The 18,019-nt window shown below is 72.8% G+C and carries 17 protein-coding genes and 1 pseudogene; 8 read left to right on the top strand and 10 right to left on the bottom strand.

The genetic code is table 11. The features are described 5' to 3' along the window. Positions 1-413 precede the first annotated feature (413 nt). Positions 414-533, top strand: a pseudogene (locus ACZ6JT_RS02795) (IS630 family transposase); the annotation flags it as partial. Between the two features lie 106 nt (positions 534-639). Here the strand turns inward: ACZ6JT_RS02795 and ACZ6JT_RS02790 are convergent. The 3 genes from ACZ6JT_RS02790 to ACZ6JT_RS02780 form a co-directional block, all read right to left on the bottom strand. Continuing rightward, positions 640-2,352, bottom strand: a complete 1,713-nt coding sequence (locus ACZ6JT_RS02790) for a glycerol-3-phosphate dehydrogenase/oxidase (protein WP_469206468.1) — start codon at positions 2,350-2,352, stop codon at positions 640-642. A 93-nt stretch (positions 2,353-2,445) separates the two neighbouring features. Next, entirely contained in the window at positions 2,446-3,963 is a 1,518-nt protein-coding gene (gene glpK / locus ACZ6JT_RS02785) for a glycerol kinase GlpK (RefSeq protein WP_469206466.1), read from the bottom strand. 110 nt (positions 3,964-4,073) lie between these two features. Then, positions 4,074-4,922: an MIP/aquaporin family protein gene (locus ACZ6JT_RS02780; RefSeq protein WP_469206464.1), complete on the bottom strand. Its 849-nt coding sequence runs from the start codon at positions 4,920-4,922 to the stop codon at positions 4,074-4,076. 293 nt (positions 4,923-5,215) lie between these two features. Here ACZ6JT_RS02780 and dhaK point away from each other — a divergent pair, with 293 nt between their 5' ends. The 6 genes from dhaK to ACZ6JT_RS02750 all read left to right on the top strand — a co-directional run bounded on the left by dhaK (position 5,216) and on the right by ACZ6JT_RS02750 (position 10,292). Continuing rightward, positions 5,216-6,220, top strand: coding sequence for a dihydroxyacetone kinase subunit DhaK (gene dhaK / locus ACZ6JT_RS02775; protein ID WP_469206462.1), 1,005 nt, complete (start codon positions 5,216-5,218; stop codon positions 6,218-6,220). Between the two features lie 698 nt (positions 6,221-6,918). Beyond that, positions 6,919-7,506, top strand: a complete 588-nt coding sequence (gene sigK / locus ACZ6JT_RS02770; RefSeq protein WP_469206460.1) for an ECF RNA polymerase sigma factor SigK — start codon at positions 6,919-6,921, stop codon at positions 7,504-7,506. Beyond that, entirely contained in the window at positions 7,503-8,252 is a 750-nt protein-coding gene (locus ACZ6JT_RS02765; protein ID WP_469206458.1) for an anti-sigma factor, read from the top strand. Before sigK ends, ACZ6JT_RS02765 begins: the two co-directional genes overlap by 4 nt. 64 nt (positions 8,253-8,316) lie before the next feature. Continuing rightward, on the top strand, positions 8,317-8,835 hold the full coding sequence (locus tag ACZ6JT_RS02760; RefSeq protein WP_469206456.1) for a MarR family winged helix-turn-helix transcriptional regulator: 519 nt from the start codon (positions 8,317-8,319) through the stop codon (positions 8,833-8,835). Positions 8,836-8,946: 111 nt separating this feature from the next. After that, the gene (locus tag ACZ6JT_RS02755; protein ID WP_469206454.1) at positions 8,947-9,429 is read left to right on the top strand and encodes a hypothetical protein; all 483 of its coding nucleotides are present in this window, start codon (positions 8,947-8,949) and stop codon (positions 9,427-9,429) included. 8 nt (positions 9,430-9,437) lie between these two features. Continuing rightward, positions 9,438-10,292 (top strand): NmrA family NAD(P)-binding protein, encoded by an 855-nt coding sequence (locus ACZ6JT_RS02750; RefSeq protein WP_469206452.1) that lies wholly within the window; start codon positions 9,438-9,440, stop codon positions 10,290-10,292. A gap of 228 nt (positions 10,293-10,520) precedes the next feature. Here ACZ6JT_RS02750 and ACZ6JT_RS02745 read toward each other — a convergent pair whose 3' ends face one another. From ACZ6JT_RS02745 to ACZ6JT_RS02725, 5 genes are all read right to left on the bottom strand, one after another. After that, positions 10,521-11,078 (bottom strand): YceI family protein, encoded by a 558-nt coding sequence (locus ACZ6JT_RS02745; RefSeq protein WP_469206450.1) that lies wholly within the window; start codon positions 11,076-11,078, stop codon positions 10,521-10,523. A gap of 228 nt (positions 11,079-11,306) precedes the next feature. Next, a complete protein-coding gene (locus ACZ6JT_RS02740; protein ID WP_469206448.1) occupies positions 11,307-11,984 on the bottom strand; it encodes an RlpA-like double-psi beta-barrel domain-containing protein in 678 nt (225 codons plus the stop codon). A gap of 360 nt (positions 11,985-12,344) precedes the next feature. Next, positions 12,345-14,831: an ATP-binding SpoIIE family protein phosphatase gene (locus ACZ6JT_RS02735; protein ID WP_469206446.1), complete on the bottom strand. Its 2,487-nt coding sequence runs from the start codon at positions 14,829-14,831 to the stop codon at positions 12,345-12,347. Between the two features lie 232 nt (positions 14,832-15,063). Further along, the gene (locus tag ACZ6JT_RS02730; protein ID WP_469206444.1) at positions 15,064-15,924 is read right to left on the bottom strand and encodes an NmrA family NAD(P)-binding protein; all 861 of its coding nucleotides are present in this window, start codon (positions 15,922-15,924) and stop codon (positions 15,064-15,066) included. Beyond that, positions 15,921-16,349, bottom strand: a complete 429-nt coding sequence (locus tag ACZ6JT_RS02725) for a nuclear transport factor 2 family protein (RefSeq protein WP_469206441.1) — start codon at positions 16,347-16,349, stop codon at positions 15,921-15,923. Before ACZ6JT_RS02725 ends, ACZ6JT_RS02730 begins: the two co-directional genes overlap by 4 nt. 93 nt (positions 16,350-16,442) lie before the next feature. Here ACZ6JT_RS02725 and ACZ6JT_RS02720 point away from each other — a divergent pair, with 93 nt between their 5' ends. Beyond that, entirely contained in the window at positions 16,443-17,054 is a 612-nt protein-coding gene (locus ACZ6JT_RS02720) for a TetR/AcrR family transcriptional regulator (RefSeq protein WP_469206439.1), read from the top strand. A 63-nt stretch (positions 17,055-17,117) separates the two neighbouring features. Here ACZ6JT_RS02720 and ACZ6JT_RS02715 read toward each other — a convergent pair whose 3' ends face one another. Both ACZ6JT_RS02715 and ACZ6JT_RS02710 read right to left on the bottom strand, forming a co-directional pair. Further along, the gene (locus ACZ6JT_RS02715) at positions 17,118-17,567 is read right to left on the bottom strand and encodes a hypothetical protein (RefSeq protein ID WP_469206436.1); all 450 of its coding nucleotides are present in this window, start codon (positions 17,565-17,567) and stop codon (positions 17,118-17,120) included. Continuing rightward, positions 17,554-18,006, bottom strand: a complete 453-nt coding sequence (locus ACZ6JT_RS02710; protein WP_469206434.1) for an Ohr family peroxiredoxin — start codon at positions 18,004-18,006, stop codon at positions 17,554-17,556. Before ACZ6JT_RS02710 ends, ACZ6JT_RS02715 begins: the two co-directional genes overlap by 14 nt. Positions 18,007-18,019 lie beyond the last annotated feature (13 nt).

Below are 18,019 nucleotides of genomic sequence, written 5' to 3'. Positions count from 1 at the left end.
GGCCAGGCTGGTGGAAGGTGGGGTGGAGGATGGTGGGGTGGAATTCGGCATTCTGCCTCCCGCATGCACGCGAATCCCCTACTGGCGCGCCAACCAGGCGAGTGCGGAGCAAGGGATCATTCGCTGACGCATCGTGCCAGCAGGTGTGGCCGCCCGTCCGCACCCCGGACTCGGGTTCCGCCCGAAGGGACGAAGCTGAAACGTTTCCGACCCGGCGAAAGGCGCAGCCCGGGGTGAGCACGAAGGCTGGACCATCCGGGAAGTGGCCACTGTAGAGGTGCCGTCGCCGGCCCGCCGCTATCCTCTGCCGTCCCGGCCCGATCGTTTCAGCTCCCGTTTCCCTGTGCAGGTACGCGAGACTTCCCCGACGACGACGGACTCCTGCGTGCGCCGGGGCAGACCGATCTCGTTGCATGCGCAGACTGACCGATCAGGAAGGACAGAAGCTGCAGCAGATCGCGCGCCGGGGCAGCACCAGTTCGGTGCGTTACCGGCGTGCGATGATGCTGCTGGCCGCGGCCGGCGGGAACCGGTGGATCACATCCCGGACGGCGACCAACCCGGCGAACCTATGCGGTCAGAGCACTGGACGGGCGGCACGACCGCGTACCGGGACAGGACGAGTCGCCTGTGCGTCGTTCAGGTCACCGGGATGATGTCGGGGGCGCCGAGGCGGACCGCGTCGGCGGTGCGGTCGTCCGGCTGCTGTTGGGCCTCGCGCTCGGCCGCCACGCGTTTGAGGTAGTGGTCCACCTCGCGGTCCTCGTGTGCCCGGTCCCATCCCAGGTGGGGTGCCATCAGCCGGGCCACCGTCGGCGCCGCGTCCACCCCGCGGTCCCAGGACTCGATGGAGATCCGGGTGCGCCGGGCGAGGACGTCCTCCAGGTGGCGGGCTCCCTCGTGGGTCACCGCGTACACTGCCTCGACCCTGAGGTAGTCGTCCGAGCTCGGCAGGGCTTCGCCGAGCGCCGGGTCGGCCGCCACCAGGGCGAGGAGTTCGGGCGCCAGGGAGCCGTAGCGGTTCAGCAGGTGCTCGACGCGGGCGACGTGGAGCCCGGAGTGTTCGGCGAGCCGGCGCCGGGAGTTCCACAGCGCCGGGTAGCCATCGGCGCCCAGCAGCGGGACGCGGTGCGTGACGCAGTCGGGAACCTTCTCGTCCAGGCCCCGGACGGCCTCGTCGACCGCGTCCTTGGCCATCACCCGGTACGTCGTGTACTTGCCGCCCGCCACCACGACGAGCCCCGGCACCGGATGGGCGACCAGGTGCTCGCGGGACAGCTTGCTGGTCTCCGCCGCCTCGCCGGACAGCAGCGGACGCAGACCGGCGTAGACGCCTTCGACGTCTTCGGGGACCAGGGGAGTGGCCAGCACGCTGTTGACGTGTTCCAGCAGGTAGGTGACGTCCTTGGAGCTGAGGGCCGGGTGGGCCTTGTCGAGCGTCCAGTCGGTGTCGGTCGTCCCGATGATCCAGTGCCGGCCCCACGGGATGACGAACAGCACGCTCTTCTCGGTGCGCAGGATCAGACCCGTACGGGAGTTGATGCGGTCACGGGGGACGAGCAGGTGGACGCCCTTGGAGGCGCGGACGTGGAACTGGCCGCGGGTGCCGGCCATGGCCTGGGTGTCGTCCGTCCACACCCCGGTCGCGTTGATGACCTGCTTGGCCCGCACCTCCGTCTCGTCGCCGCTCTCCAGGTCCGTGACGACGGCGCCGACCACGCGCTCGCCCTGGCGCAGGAAGCGGCTGACGCGCGTGCGGTTGGCGGTCAGCGCCCCGTACGAGGCGGCCGTACGGGCGAGGAACAGGGTGTGCCGGGCGTCGTCCACCTGGGCGTCCCAGTACTGGATGGCGCCCACCAGGGCGTCGGAGCGCAGCGCGGGCGCCTCGTGCAGGGCCCGGCGCCTGCTCAGGTGGCGGTGGAGGGGCAGGCCGCCGGAGGTGCCGGAGGCCCGGGCCAGCGCGTCGTACAGCAGTACGCCGCTGCCGACGTACGGGCGTTCCCTGACGCGGTGTTGCAGGGGGTAGAGGAACGGCACCGGGCGTACCAGGTGGGGGGCGAGGACCCGGAGCAGGAGGCCCCGTTCCTTGAGTGCTTCGGTGACGAGGCGGAAGTCGAGCATCTCCAGGTAGCGCAGGCCGCCGTGGATGAGTTTGCTGGAGCGGCTGGACGTACCCGAGGCCCAGTCGCGGGCTTCGACGAGCCCGACGCTCAGGCCCCGCGTGGCGGCGTCCAGGGCGGCCCCGCTGCCGACGACGCCGCCTCCGACGACGAGGACGTCGAGTTCGCCCCGTCCCATGTCGGCGAGGGCCTGCGTGCGGGCTCGGGGTGAGAGGGCCACCGGATCGACCATGGTCTCCTCCTCAGTGCTGTGGGCGAACGCGGCCGGACCCTCCCCGGTCCCTCTCAGGCCCCCTTCCGGCCCTTGTCCGGCCTCGTCCGGCCGCTATTCGACCTTGGCCCAGTCGAGCGTGCGCTCCACCGCCCGCTTCCAGCCCTCGTACCCTTCCGCACGCCGTTCCTCCGACCACTCGGGGGTCCAGCGCTTGGACTCCTGCCAGTGGGTGCGCAGTTCGTCCGTGTCCCGCCAGAAGCCGGTGGCGAGCCCGGCCGCGTACGCGGCGCCGAGTGCGGTCGTCTCGGCGACCACGGGACGGCTGACCGGTACGCCGAGGACGTCGGCCTGGGTCTGCATGCAGAGGTCGTTGGCCGTGACTCCGCCGTCGACCTTGAGCACGTCGAGGTGGACCCCGGAGTCCTGCTCCATGGCTTCCACGACGTCGCGGCTCTGGTAGCAGATGGCCTCCAGCGTGGCCCGGGCCAGGTGGCCGTTGTCGTGGTAGCGGGCCAGGCCGACGATCGCGCCGCGGGCGTCGGAGCGCCAGTACGGGGCGAACAGGCCGGAGAAGGCGGGCACGAAGTAGATGCCGCCGCTGTCCTCGACGGTCTTCGCCAGGCGCTCGCTCTCGGCGGCGTCGCCGATGATCTTCAGCTGGTCGCGCAGCCACTGCACGGCGGAGCCGGTGACCGCGATGGACCCTTCGAGGGCGTAGACCGCGGGTTCGTCGCCGAACTGGTACGCCACCGTGGTCAGCAGGCCGTGCTGCGAACGGACCAGTTCCGTCCCGGTGTTGAGCACCAGGAAGTTGCCGGTCCCGTACGTGTTCTTCGCCTCGCCGGGCGCGTAGCAGACCTGCCCGACGGTGGCCGCCTGCTGGTCGCCGAGGACACCGGTGATGGGAATGGCCTCGCGCAGCGGCCGGGAGGTGCGGGTCCGACCGTACGCCTCCGGGTGGGAGGACGGGTTGATGGTGGGCAGCATGGCCCGGGGGATGTTGAAGAAGCCCAGGAGCTCGTCGTCCCAGTCGAGGGTCTCCAGGTCCATGAGCATGGTGCGGCTGGCGTTGGTGACGTCGGTGGCGTGGACGCCGCCGTCGGGTCCGCCGGTGAGGTTCCACAGCACCCAGCAGTCGGTGTTGCCGAAGAGGGCGTGGCCCTGCTCGGCGGCCTCGCGCACGCCGTCGACGTTCTCCAGGATCCATTGGATCTTGCCGCCGGAGAAGTACGTGGCCGGTGGCAGCCCCGCCTTGCGGCGGATGACGTCGCCCTGGCCGCCCCGCTCCAGCGCGGCGGCGATGGAGTCGGTACGGGTGTCCTGCCAGACGATGGCGTTGTAGTACGGGCGGCCCGTGCGGGGGTCCCAGACGACGGTCGTCTCGCGCTGGTTGGTGATGCCGACGGCCGCCAGGTCGGAGGCGTCGAGGTTGCCGTGCCGGAGGGCGTTCTGGATGACCGAGTTGGTGCGTTCCCAGATCTCCACCGGGTCGTGTTCGACCCATCCCGAGCGCGGGAGGATCTGGTTGTGCTCCAGCTGGTGCCGCGCCACCTCGTTGCCGGCGTGGTCGAAGATCATGAAACGGGTGCTCGTGGTGCCCTGGTCCACTGCGCCGACGAAGTCAGCCATGGGGTGCCGCCTCCTCTTGGGATGCCGTGTGTGGGGCTGTCATCCGCGACGGGGCGGGACGGGACGGGACGGGCTTCGTGCCGTGTCCGTCCCGCCCGCCGCGGATGCGATCAGCTCTCGTCCGGTGCCGGTACGCGTCCGGGAGGCTCCGGTTCCGCGGTCGGCAGGAACCGGCCGATGAGGAGCTTGTAGATACCCGCTCCCAGCACGCCGCCGATGAACGGGCCGATGATCGGCACCCAGAAGTAGAGGTTGCCGTACTGATCCCGCCACGCCCCGCCGTACCCGGTGAGGAAGCTGGCCAGCCGGGGGCCGAGGTCACGGGCCGGGTTGATCGCGTACCCGGCGTTGGTGCCCCAGGCCATGCCGATCGCCACGACGATCAGGCCGACGATGAATGGTGCCAGGTTGGCGCCGGGAGGCGTGCCCAGCAGGTCCGTGACCGCGAAGATCAGCATCAGGAGGATCGCGGTGCCGATGATCTGGTCGCGCAGTGCGCCCCACTCGGTCACCGGCAGGTTCGGGTTCCCGTTGGCCGGCAGCGTGGAGAAGACGCCCTGGGTCTTGATGGTGTGGCCGGGGTCGGCCTTCGCCAGCGCCTCCGTGTAGTTCCAGCGGACGATCAGGGCCGCCACGAAGGCTCCGGCCAGCTGGGCCAGCGCGTACGGGGCCACCCTCTTCCACGGGAAGCCCTTGAAGGCGGCCAGTGCGACGGTCACCGCGGGATTGAGGTGGGCGCCGCTGAGCCTCGCCGCGACGTAGACGCCCAAGGTGACACCGAGACCCCAGGCCCACGCGATGCTGTCGTGGTTTCCGAGGCCCCCCGCCGGGTCGGTCAGGGCTCCGCCTGCGACCACTTGGGCCACGACGCCACAGCCGAACAGAATGAGGATCATGGTACCGGCGAATTCGGCGGAGAGTTCGCCGACCAGTCCTGATGCTTTGAGGCGCTCCTTCATGGGTGCCCGCTTCCCGCCGGTCCGAAGACCGGCATTCGACTGCCCCGAGTCCCCCGGGTTCAGAGTAAGACGGGTCGCCCGTACCGGAAAGGCGAGGGCCGTCCGGCCCCGCGCCGGCCCGTCCCCCCTTGGGGTTCCTCGTTACTCCCGCGCAGCCGGCACTCCCGCGAAGCCGTCGCCCGGGTCCCCGCCAGTTCTCGCGGATGTCCGTGGCGTGGCAGCACACTGTTCGTAGGGCGTGCCTTCGCTGACGCGCCGGACGCTCACCGTCGGCTCCGACCTGGAGGCACACGATGAAGATGCTGATCAACAGTCCCGAGACCGTCGTCGCGGACGCCCTGCGAGGGCTGGCCGCGGCCCACCCCGACCTGGAGGTGGACGTCGAGGCGCGGGTCGTCGTACGGAAGGACGCGCGGCAGGCCGGGCGGGTCGGTCTCGTCTCCGGCGGCGGCTCCGGACACGAGCCCCTGCACGCCGGCTTCGTCGGACACGGAATGCTGTCCGCGGCCTGTCCGGGCGAGGTGTTCACTTCCCCCGTGCCCGACCAGATGCTGCGCGCGGCCAAGGCCGTGGACGCCGGCCAGGGGGTGCTGTTCGTCGTCAAGAACTACACCGGGGACGTACTGAACTTCGACATGGCCGCCGAGCTCGCCGAGGAGGACGGCATCCGGATCGAGCGGGTCCTGGTCAACGACGACGTGGCCGTGACCGACAGCCTCTACACCGCAGGTCGGCGCGGCACCGGCGCCACGCTCTTCGTCGAGAAGATCGCGGGGGCGGCGGCGGAGGCGGGCGCACCGCTGGAGGAGGTCGCCGCGGTCGCCCGGCGGGTCAACGAGGCCTCGCGCAGCTTCGGCGTGGCGCTGAGCGCCTGCACCACCCCCGCCAAGGGCAGCCCCACCTTCGACCTCCCGGACGGCGAGCTGGAGCTGGGCATCGGCATCCACGGCGAGCCGGGGCGGGAACGGCGCCCGATGATGCCGGCGGGGGAGATCGCGGAGGTCGCGGTGGGCGCCGTCCTGGACGACCTGGCGAACACGGCCCCGGTCGACGGGCCGGTACTGGCCCTGGTGAACGGGATGGGCGCGACGCCGCTGCTCGAGCTGTACGGCTTCCACGCGGCGGTGGCCGGGGTGCTGGAGGCCCGGGGCGTCCAGGTGGCCCGGGCCCTCGTAGGGAACTACGTCACCTCGTTGGACATGGCGGGGTGCTCGGTGACGCTCTGCCGGGCCGACGAGGAGTTGCTGCGACTGTGGGACGCGCCGGTGCAGACGGCAGCGCTGCGCTGGGGCCGCTGACCCCCCCCGGCGATACGGCACCGCGGGCACCACGGGCACACAACGACACCACGAGCACCACGTCACCGGGGCGAGGGCGCCGCGGCCTCGCTGCCCGGACAGGGCGCGCGGCCCAGCCCGCCCGCGCCCGCGCCCGCGCCCGTGTCGGCCACGGCCGTCACGGGCGCCGCCGTGAGGAACCCCCGCCGGCTCCGGCCGCCCAGGGTGCCGTCATCACCCGAAGGGGAGCCGGCGGGGGTGGCTTCGCCCGCCAGAACGAACAGGACGGCAGCGCCCGCGACCGGTTCGGCCACGGCCGGCGCGGCGAACCGGCCGGAAGGCCGGCCAGTGCGCCGCGGGCGGTGCGGACGATGGCGTCGCGGAAGCTGCTCGCGCCCTGCATTCGGCTCCGCCCACGCGGCGGATGGGTGTGTCACCCGAACGGGTGGCAGCCCCGTTTCGAAGGCGGTCGGGGCCGGCGCACGGGGGGGCTCCTCTCCTCGGGGTCTCCGAACCGGAGGGGTTCCCCGACCGGGGGAGGAGGGTCTGCCCACGAAAAGGCAATGTCCGCGATGTCCGCCCATCCGTGTGCGCTTCCGCTACGAAGTACCGGGCAGAGACCCCTCTAGGACAAGGACTGCCATGCGATGGACACCCCACCCCGGGGCGGCCGGCTCCGGCCGCCCCTTCGTCTGGTCGCCACGGCCGGAGTTCGCCCGGTGAGCCGGCCCCTCCCGCTCGGTGCGGCAGCGCAGACCGGCCGTGCCGGCCTCGCCGAGGTCATGCGGAAGGTCGCGCACGGGGACAAGGAGGCCTTCTCGGCTCTCTACGACGCCCTCGCCCCCATGGTCTTCGGGATCGTGGTCAGGGTGGTGCGCGACCGGGCCCAGTCGGAGGAGGTCGCGCAGGAGGTGATGATCGACCTGTGGCGGCAGGCCGCCCGCTACCGGCCGGAGACCGGCAGCGTGAACACGTGGGCGGCGACCATCGCCCACCGCCGGGCCGTCGACCGGGTCCGCTCCGCGCAGGCCGCCGCCGATCGCGAGCACGCCCAGGCCGCCCGCGAGCACCGAACGGCCTTCGACGAGGTCGCCGAGCAGGTCGAGACCCGCCTGGAGAGCGAGCAGGTCCGGCGCTGCCTGCGCGGCCTGACCGAGCTCCAGCGACAGGCCGTGACCTTGGCCTACTACCAGGGCCTGACCTACCGTGAAGTCGCCCAAACGCTTCGCACGCCGCTTCCGACCATCAAGACACGCATGCGCGACGGACTGATCCGGCTTCGCGACTGCATGGGGGTGACCGCGTGAAACACCACGCATCCGATGTCCACGAACTGGCCGCCGCGTACGCGCTCAACGCCCTGGACACCGACGAACGCGAGGAGTTCGCCGCGCACCTCCCCGGCTGTGAGACGTGCCGACGGGACGCGGCCGACTTCGAGGCCACCGCCGCGCGCCTGGCCGCTGCCGCGGCCCACACCCCGCCCGCCTCGATGAAGCAGCGGACGATGGCGAGCGTCGACGGTGTCCGTCAGCTCCCGCCCCGCGTCCCCACCACCACCCCCCGCTCCTTCCTCGGCACGCTGCGCCGCAAGGCCGTACCGCTCGCCCTCGCCGCCAGCCTGGCCGCCGCCGCCTCGTTGGCCGGTCTGGCCGCCTGGCAGAGCCTGCAGAACCGGCAGCTCGAACAGCGGGCCCGGCAGAGCGAGCAGCGCCTCGACACCGTGAGCTCCGTCCTGGCCGCTCCGGACGCCCGTACCGTTCACGGCCGGGCCGGCAACGGGGCCCTCACCACCGTCGTCGCCTCCGACCGGCAGAACAAGGCCGTCTTCACGGCCACCGGCCTGCCCGCCCCCGCCACCGGCAAGACGTACCAGCTGTGGCTCGACCACGACGGGACCATGCGCCCGGCCGGCTTCATCCGCAAGGACGGCACCGTCCTGCTCGACGGGGACGCCGCCGACGCCGGCGCCGTCGGCCTCACCCTCGAACCCGCCGGAGGATCCCCCCAGCCCACCACGCCCCCCCTGCTCCTGATGACCATCCGCGCCTGAACCACCGGCCATCCGGGCGGACGTACCCCTTGCCCACCAGATAGTTAGCTGCCATATTACTTCCATGACGCGGAACGAGGTCGACGGGGAGCTCCCCACTCTGGACCAGGCCAGGCAGCAGATCGAGCACTACGGCCTGGAGGCCGATCCCCAGGCTGTACTGGTCGCGGTGCGGCTGATCTCCGCCGGGGCGAGGGTCGGGCGGGCGGCCGAGGCGCACTTCGCCAGGTTCGGCCTGTCGACGGGCCGCTACCGGCTGCTCGCCGACCTCGAGGCCCACAATGGGGAGAAGTCGCCTTCGCGTCTCGCGGTCGACCTGGACGTGTCCAGGGCCACCGTCACGGGTCTCCTGGACGGCCTCGAACGCGAGGGCCTGATCACCCGGCGCCCGTCCGCCGAGGACGGCCGCGGCACGGTGGCCGTCCTGACGGCGCGCGGTGCGCAGCGGCTGCGCGATCTGGCGCCCGAGCACTTCGGGCGGCTGGAGGCGATGGTGGGCGGGCTCTCCGTCGAGGAGCGCGCGGTGTTCCTCGATCTGCTCGCCCGTGTGGTGCGCGGCAGTGCGGCCTTGTCCGCCGACTGATCCGCCTCTCGGCCGGCTCGGCCCCGCCCTCGGGCAGGGCCTTTTTCACGGACCAATAGTTAGCTGGCTAATTACATGCCCACCCCGCACACGCACGAGAAAGAGGCCGGCATGCCCGCGATGAAGGAAAGAACCCGCCGAAGCCGGGCGACGCCCCGGCCTTTCGTCCTGTGGCGCGAGGTGCTGACCGCCTACGCCGCCCCGGCGCTGACGGCCGGCGCCGCCGCAGTCGCCACCGGACAGCGGGACTTGGCCGTGGCCGCCTGCACCTCCATAGCCGGCACCTCCGCGCTGGTGGCGTTCCTCGTGGGCGCCTGGCTGCGCCGCGGCGGCCGCCCCCGGCGGTGGACCATCGCCCTGCCGGGCGCCGCCCTCACCGCCGTCCTGGTCATCGCGACCACCGGCACGGCAGCCCTGCTGGGGTGGCTCGCCGCCCGGTGGCTGCCCGCACACACCCCCGTACCGGCGAGCGCCTGGCTGGAGCGGCTGGGCATCGACCTGCCCGTGTCCGCGGCACTCGCCACCACCATCGTCACCCTGCGCTGGCGAAGCACCACCGCACGACGATCCACCAGGAATGAGGACACCCGATGATCGCTGTCATGGGAGCGACCGGAACCACCGGCAACGCCCTGCTCCACAGCCTCCTCGCGCTCGGCGCCCCCGTCCGAGCACTGACCCGTACCCCGCACGAGCCGATCCCCGGCGTCACCCGCGCACACCGGCCGCCCCTGGAGGTCCGGTACGCCGACGCCCGGGACCCCCGCTCGCTGCGCACCGCCTTCGAAGGCGCGAACCGGCTCTTCCTCGCCATGGCCAACGGACCCGCACAGGTCGAACTCGAAACCCGCGTCATCGACATGGCCGCCGACACCGGCGTCGAGCACATCGTCAAGATCTCCGCACCCGCCGCCGAAGCCGACTCCCCGGTCGCCGTCTCCCGCGGGCACCATGCCGTGGAGGAACACCTCCGTGCACGCGGGATGAAACACACCGTCCTGTACCCCTACGCCTTCATGCAGAACCTCCTGCGCCTGGCACCGGCCGTCGCCCAGGGCGTCATCCTCGGCGCGATGGGCGAGGCGCCCTGCAACTACGTCGACTGCCGCGACATCGGCGATGTCGCCGCCGCCGCACTCACCAGGCCCGACATCGCGGGCGGCGCGTACGTCCTCACCGGACCGGAAGCCGTGTCCCACCCCGAACTCGCCCGGCGGCTCGGCGCATTGACCGGCCGGCAGGTCCGCTACGTGAACCTCGCACCGGACGAGCTGCGCGACCACCTCGTCCACCGCGCCCACATGCCCGCCTGGCTCGCCGACCACGTGACGGAGATCCAGCAACTGGCCGTCGCCCGGCCGGAATCCACCACCGATACCGTCTCCCGGATCCTCGGCCGACCGCCCCGTACCCTCGACGCCTTCCTCCACGAGAACCGCGACCGCTTCCGCCGGTAGCCGGGCGTCCCGACGGCCACGTCCCGGCACCGACCAGGACGACGACGAGCCGGCCGCGGCCGCGGACGGGGCCCTCTCCGCGACCGCGCGCCCGGTCCGGACAGCGGAAGCGGTGTGACGACCTCACCCGCCCCGGACTGCGGTGAGAGCGCTCCTCAACCCTGCCCGGTGCCCGCCCCGTGGCGGCCACCGCTCCCGAACGCGTTGCCGCCTGTCCTGCCAGTCCTGCTAGTCCTGCTTGATCGCGGAGATGTCGAACTCCAGGACGACCTTGTCGCCGACCAGGACGCCGCCGCCCTCCAGGGCCGCGTTCCACGTCACGCCGTACTCCTTGCGGGAGATGCTCACCGATCCCTCCAGGCCGACGCGCCGGTTGCCGAAGGGGTCGACCGCCGTGCCCGTGTACTCGAAGTCGATGCTGATCGGGCGGGTGGTGTCCTTGATGGTCAGGTCGCCCGTGACGCGGTACTCGGTGTCGGAGCGCGGCTCGACCGAAGTGGTGCGGAAGGTGATGTCGGGGAAGTTGGGCGCGTCCAGGAAGTCGTTGGTGCGCAGGTGCTGGTCGCGCTGTTCGACGCCGGTGTCGATGCTCTCGGTCTTGATCACCAGTTGGGCGCTCGAGCGGGCCGGGTCGGCGCCGTCCAGGTGGGCGGTGCCCTCGAACTGGTGGAACGCGCCGCGGACCTTGGTCACCATGGCGTGGCGGGCGATGAAGCCGATCCGGGTGTGGGCGGGGTCGAGGACGTAGTCCCCGGTGAGCTCGGCGAGGGCGGGGGACGTGGTCAAGGGTGCCTCCGTAGGGCCTGGATCCCGGCGGCGGTCCGCCCGGATCGTCTCCCGGCCCACGCTAGGGCGTGATCGGTTCGAGGCGTGGCCTGACGCACGGGGCGGCGGCACAGTGCACCCTGCCGATCGATCCCGCGGCGGGACGGGCGCGGGCGGGGCCAGGGCGGGGCGGTGTGTCGCCTGTCCCCGCGCCCTGGCCCCGGTGGCCGGCGAACCGGCTCGGGCCGATCAGCCCACGCGCTCGACGCGTGCGCGTCGGATGAGGTTCTTGCCGGGTTCGCGGACCTTGTCGAAGGCCGCGTTGTTGAGGAGGACGCAGCTGCCCGAGGGGCCGTTGACGGTGACGGTCGTGGCTTGGCCGTTGTCCAGGTTGGTGACCTTCAGCTTGGTGCCCACCGGGAACGTGCCGCTGGTCGCCGCGGGCGGGCCGGCCTCGCCCGACAGCGTCACCGTCGACCCCGGACACACGACCTCACCCGTGGCCGGCTTGGCCTGGCCCCCCGCCGCACCGGTCGAGCCTGTGCCCGTCCCGCCCGCCCCGCCGGTCGCGCCGGCGGCCGGTGTGCCGCCGCCCCCCACGCGCTCGACGCGTGCGCGTCGGATGAGGTTCTTGCCGGGTTCGCGGACCTTGTCGAAGGCCGCGTTGTTGAGGAGCACGCAGCTGCCCGAGGGGCCGGTGACGGTGACGGTGGTGGCTTGGCCGTTGTCCAGGTTGGTGACCTTCAGCTTGGTGCCCACCGGGAACGTCCCGCTGGTCGCCGCGGGCGGGCCGGCCTCGCCCGACAGCGTCACCGTCGACCCCGGACACACGACGTCCGGTACGGAGGCGTTGCCGGTCGCCACCGTGGCGATGACGCCTCCGGTCACCAGGGTTCCCGTGGTGACGGAGAGCACGAGCTTCTTCATCAAACTCATAGTCCGTTTGCGTGACATGGACACTCCTCGATCCGATGGACGCTGTCTTGCCGTCCTGCATACGCCCGCCGTCACACCCCGGTTCATTCCTTGTCGCTGCGTTACAAATCCAGCGGTGCGGAGGCCTTCGCGTGCTGCGTGGGGCGGGCCAGGGCGTCGCGGGGCTCGTGGAGCACGGTCGAAGGCGCAGGTGGACGCCGTACGGCTGCGGGAGGCCGGGGCGTGCGGAGCGCGTACCGATCTTCCTGATCGAGGCGGGGACGGGAGGAGCGCAGGCAGCCTTAAGGTTCGTTTGATTCCCCCTTAACGCTCCGCCCCAATGCCCCGCGGACTTCCGCGACGTCCCGTCGGTCAGGCCGGCGGCAGGTTCTGTTCGGACCAGACGGTCTTGCCGCCCCTGGTGTAGCGGCTGCCCCAGCGGTGCGAGAGCTGGGCGACGATGTACAACCCGCGGCCGCCTTCCTCGGAGCTCCTCGCACGCCGCATCCTCGGCTGCGTGTTGCTGGCGTCCGAGACCTCGCACGTCAGCGTGTCCGCCCGGATCAGGCGCAGGCGCACCCGTCCGCCGGCGTGCCGGATGGCGTTGGTGACCAGTTCGCTGACGATGAGCTCCGTGCTGAAGGCGAGCTCGTCGAGGTCCCAGGCGGTCAGCTGCTCCAGGACGAGATGGCGCGCGTCGCCGACGATCGCCGGGTCGGCGTCCAGCCACCAGGTCGCGAGGGAGCCGGGATCCACCACCCGGGTACGGGCCAGCAGGAGGGTGACGTCGTCCCTGAGCCGGCCCGGCGGCAGCCCTTCGACGATGTCGTGCCGGGCCTGGCGCAGCGGCCGGCCGATGACGTCCGCACGTCGCAGTCGGTCCGCCAGGTCGTCCATGCCCTGGTCGATGTCGCCCTCTCCGCGTTCGATCAGGCCGTCGCTGTACAGGGCGAGGACGCTCCCCGGCGCCAGTTCGCGCTCGACCGGTTCGAAGGGCCAGCCGCCGACCCCCAGGGGCGGGCCGGGGCTCAGGTCGACGTACTCCACGCTTCCGTCCGGGCTGACCACGGCCGGCGGCGGGTGCCCGGCGCTCGCCATGACGCACGCCCGGGTGACCGGGTCGTAGACGGCGTACAGGCAGGTGGCCCCCGCCGGTCCGCTCGGCACCGGTATGCCCGCGTCGGCGTCGTCCGCTTCGTCGCTCTCGGCCTCGGCGGCGACCTGGAGCACCATGTCGTCGACGTGCGCGAGCAGTTCCTCGGGTTCCAGTTCCAGGTCCGCCATCGCGCGTACGGCGCTGCGCAGGCGGCCCATCATGGCCGTGGCGTGCAGCCCGTGACCGGCGACGTCCCCGACCACCAGGGCGACCCGGGCCGACGACAGGGGGATGACGTCGAACCAGTCGCCGCCCACACCGCTGTCCGCGTCGGCGGGCAGGTAGAGGCCCGCGGCCTCCAGCGCCGGCCTCTCCGAGGTGGCCGGCGGCAGGAGGCTGCGCTGCAGGCCCACGGCGGTACGGCGTTCCTTCGTGTAGCGCCGCGCGTTGTCCACGGCGGTGGCCGCGCGGGCGGCGATCTCCTCCAGGAGCGCCAGGTCGTCCTCGTCCAGCGGGGGAGCGTCCCCCGTGCGCCAGAGCGTCAGCCTCCCGAACCTGATGCCCCGTGCGCACAGCGGCGCCGTCATCGCCGAATGGGCACCCGGCACGGTCGTGGCCCACTCCGGAGCCTCCTCGGCCCAGGGCCCGGTTCCGAGGCCGGTGATCAGCGCTCCCCGGCACCCCCGCTCCTCGCGCGCCCCCGGTTCGGGCGCGCCCGCCTGCGTCGCGGTCGGGTTAGGAGCGGCCGCGGCGATCGGATCCGCGAACTGGGCGGTCCCCGTACGCAGCGCGGCCCTTTCCGCTCCGGCGACGGCCAGCCGGATCAGCGGCAGCGCGAGAGGTCCGTCGGCGGGTGGTTCACCGCCGGTCAGGACGGTCTCCGCCAGATCCACCGCGGCGCAGTCGCCGAGCGCCGGCGTCAGGACCTTCACCAGGTCCTCCACGGTGCGCAGGACGGACAGCGAACCGCCCAGCGCTCCGGTGGCGCGGTAGAGCAGGTCCAGGCGTCCGCGGGCCCGCTCGTGGTCGGTGACGTCGGTGAACACCGTCGCCACGCCCATCGGATGCCCGTCGGGGTCCTGCAGCCGGAACGCCTGGATGGTCACGACCCGGCCGCCCCGCGGATCGTCCAGGGTGCGCACGGTCGTGTTGAAACCGACCAGGGGGATCCCGCTGCGCAGGACCTCCCGCAGCCGGTCGTCGATGATCCGGGCGTCCTGCGCCCACAGGAAGTCGGCCAGGCGCCGGCCGGACAGGTCGACCGGCACCCCGGTGTACGGCAGCAGGTGCGAGTTCGTCCGCAGCAGGCGCAGCTCGGCGTCGAAGACGGCCAGGCCCACCCGGCCCTGCAGGAACAGTTCCTGCGTGAAGGCGTGGTCCTGCCGCCCTCGGGCGACCAGTTCCAGGGGTGCGCCGAGTACGAGGCAGCGGGCCCGGTCCCCGCGCGCGCCGTCGTCCAGCGGGATGACGCGGAAGCCGATCTCCAGCTCGCGTCCCGAGCCGTGCCGCAGGGTGGCCCGGCCCTCCCAGCCCCTCGGGTCCTCCTGCTTCCGCTGCCCACCCTGGGCCAGGACGGCCTCCCAGCTGCCCGCGTCCGCCAGGAGGTCCCGTACCGGCCGGCCACACACGTCCGCGGACCCGCGGTCCAGGAGGGCTTCGGCCGCCGGTGTCCAGGCGAGGACCGTCCCGGCGTCGTCCAGCAGTGCCGCGGCCGTGTTCGTGGCAGCGAAGGGATAGTCCTGGTTGCTCTCGGTGGCGCGCATGCGTGCCCATCTCGTCCGCCGGTCCCGCTGCCCTCATGCTGAGCGATGTCCGGAACGGGAGCCAGAGGCGTTGCGCCATCCGGTCCCGCCCCAGGCGTCGGTCACAGTGTCTCGCGAGGGTGCCCCGGGCGGGAAGGCCGGCGCCGCGGACGCCGCCGGCCTTGCGACCAGGGATGCGCGGGTCGTATTGCGGGTCAGGCCCGGCGCCCGGCCCGGCGCCGGCGCGAGGCGCTCAGCCGCGCGGAACCGGTCCGGCGCCCAGTTCCCGTTCGGCGACCAGCCGGAAGGGGTTCGGCGGGCGGCCGGTGAGGCGTTCGACGGTGTCGGTGGTGCGGTCCTCGGCCCCCTCGGCGATGGCGCGGTCCATCGCGGCCAGCATGGCGGCGAACTCCGGCGGGATCACGGTGGCCAGGCGGTCGCGCATGGCCTCGTAGGTCAGGGGGTGGTGGACCACCGGGCGGCCGGTGACCCGGCTGACGATCGCGGCGACGTCGTCGTGGCCGAGCGCCTCCGGGCCCGTCAGGACCAGGTCGGCATTGGGTGCCCGGTCGTCCGTCAGGGCGCGTACGGCGACGGCGGCGATGTCCTCGGCGTCGACGAAGCCGACCCGGCCGGTCCCGGCCGCCGTCCGGATGAGCCCTTCGGTACGGATGCTGTCGGCGTGCGCGTGCGTGCCGGTGAAGTTCTGCATGAACCAGGAAGGCCGCAGGACCGCCCACTGCTCGAACAGGCCGGGCAGCGCCCGGTGCACGGCCCCCACGGCCGGGCCGTCCTCGGGGATGGCCGAGGAGCTGAGGAGGACCGCGCGGCGTACGCCGGCGGCGCGGGCCTCCCGGAGGAAGGGCAGCATGACGGCGGCCGGGTCCGGGTCGCCGATGGGCGGGACGAGGTAGGCGCGGTCGACCCCGTCGAGGGCGCCGCCGAAGGTGGTGGCGTCGTACCAGTCGAAGCGGACCGGTTCCGCTCCCGGGAGCGGGGTGGCTCGGCGCCCGGCGGCCCGGACGCGGTGGCCGGCGGCGATGAGCTGCGCGGCGGTCCGGCCGCCGGTGGTGCCGGTGGCGCCGATGACGAGGGTGGTGCCGGTGGGGTTCATCGGGCGCCGCTCCCCGTGAAGTCCGTCCCGGGCGCCTGGACGGCGAGGGGGTTCCAGTAGTCGCGGTAGGAGGTGAAGCGTCCGTCCTGGACGGTCACGACGGCGATGTACCTCATGTCGAAGGGGCTGTCCGTCGCGACGAGGCGGCCCACGCCGCGCATCTCGACCACGATGGTCCCGGGGTCGGTGCTCTCGTGGATCCGCACGTCGGGGAAGTCGTGCAGGTCGATGTGGTCGGGGTAGTCGCGCATGTAGGCGGCGACGGCCTCGCGGCCGTCCAGCCGCTGCGGCCAGGCCGGGGGAGCGAAGGGGAACTCCATCACGCCGTCGTCGGCCCACAGGCCGACCCAGCCGGGGATGTCCTTGGCCAGGAGCAGGCGGAGGCTGTGGCGGTACAGATCCGCCGGTGTGGTGGTCGTGGGCATGGTGGTACTCCGTCCTGTACGATACGGACCGGTGGTCCGCTTCGTCGGTGAACGATACGGACCGTCGGTCCGCATCGCAACCGGAGGATCCCGTTGACCGAACAGCGCAGTCCGCGCAAGGACGCGGCCCGTAACCGGGCAGCCGTATTCGCCGCCGCCGACGAGCTCTTCGCCCACTGCCGCAGCCCCGAGGAGGTGACCATGGCCGACATCGCGGCGGCGGCAGGCGTCGGCAAGGGAACGCTCTTCCGCGCCTTCGGCGACCGCACCGGGCTGATCGGCGCGCTGTACGAGGCGCGGCTCGAACCGGTCAGGAGCGCCGTCGAGGACGGTCCGCCCCCGCTGGGGCCCACCACCGCACCGCTGCAGCGCGTACCGGCCCTGCTGGACGCCGTCCTGTGCTTCAAGCTCGACAACCGCCACCTCGCACTGGCCCTGGAGGGGACCGGCGCGGACAGTCCCTACCGGACGGCGCACTACGAGCGGTGGCACGCCCTGCTGCGGGACCTGCTGGAGCAGATCCCGGGCCCGGCCGACACCGGCTTCACCGCCCACGCGCTGCTCGCCGCCACCCGGGCCGACCTCGTCGCCTACCTGGCCGCAGACAAGGGGGTGCCGCGCGAGGAACTGCGCCGGCAGCTGGCGGAGTTCACCGCCGGGATCCTCGACACCCGCACCCGAGGGGGTGCGTCCGGCGCACCGTGATCCGGGCGCACCGTGACGCCGGCGCACCGTGACGCCGACGGCCGGGGTCGGGCCCTCGCGCCGTCACAGCCGCCAGTAGGTACCCGTACGGGCGTCGACGTGCACCACGTGCCGGCCGACGCGCACCACGTGGTGGTCCGGGCCGGACCAGGAGCCGGTGACACCGTCGGCGCCGAGCAGCGGGGTCCAGACCTCCAGGAAGGTGCTGCCGTCCGGGTTGGTGCCCCACTCGACGAGGTCCGCACCCTCCCGCCGGAAGGTGCCGGTGTCCTCGCCCGGCTCCCCCGTGAGGTGGTGGAAGCGCACCTGGGAGCCGTCGAAGGACGTCGTGCCGGCGAAGCCGCGGCTGTCGGCGTAGTACGGACCGGCCTGCAGCCACACCACTTCGCCGTCCTCGGTCAGGGGGCCGCCGTCGCGGCTGATGCCGCGCCGCAGCCAGGCACCGTGCTCGGGCACCGGGACGCCGGGTCCGCCCGGGACGGGCACCGCCGGCACCGGCTCAGGCGCGGTCATCGGCGGCGGGTCCGTCCACGGCCAGCAGCGTCAGCGGTACGTTGCCGCGCACGGCCTGCGAGTAGGGGCAGACCGCGTCCGCGCGGTGCAGCAGGGGCTGGAGGTCCGCCGCGCGCCATCCCGGCAGGCTGACGGTGAGCGCCACCGCGAGGCCGTAGCCCGCGGGCGTGTCCGTGGTGCCGAGCTGCACCTCGCAGGCGACGCGCGCGGCCGATGCGTCCGCCCCGAACTCGGCGGCGACCTCCGCGAGCGCGGAGGTGAAGCAGGCGGCGAAACCGGCCGCGAACAGCTGCTCCGGGTTGGTGGTGCCGGGGACCTTCCTGCGCGGCGGGGCGAGGCGGACGTCCAGGCGCCCGTCGTCCGTGCGGACGGATCCGGTACGGCCCCCCGCGGCATGCGCGGTCGTCCGGTACAGGCTGCTGGTGAGTGGCACGGTCATGGCGTTCGGCCCA

It is taken from the genome of Streptomyces sp. NPDC046308 (assembly GCF_055588065.1).
The sequence above is the reverse complement of the archived record's forward strand: the minus strand, read 5'-3'. Positions and strand labels throughout refer to the sequence as shown.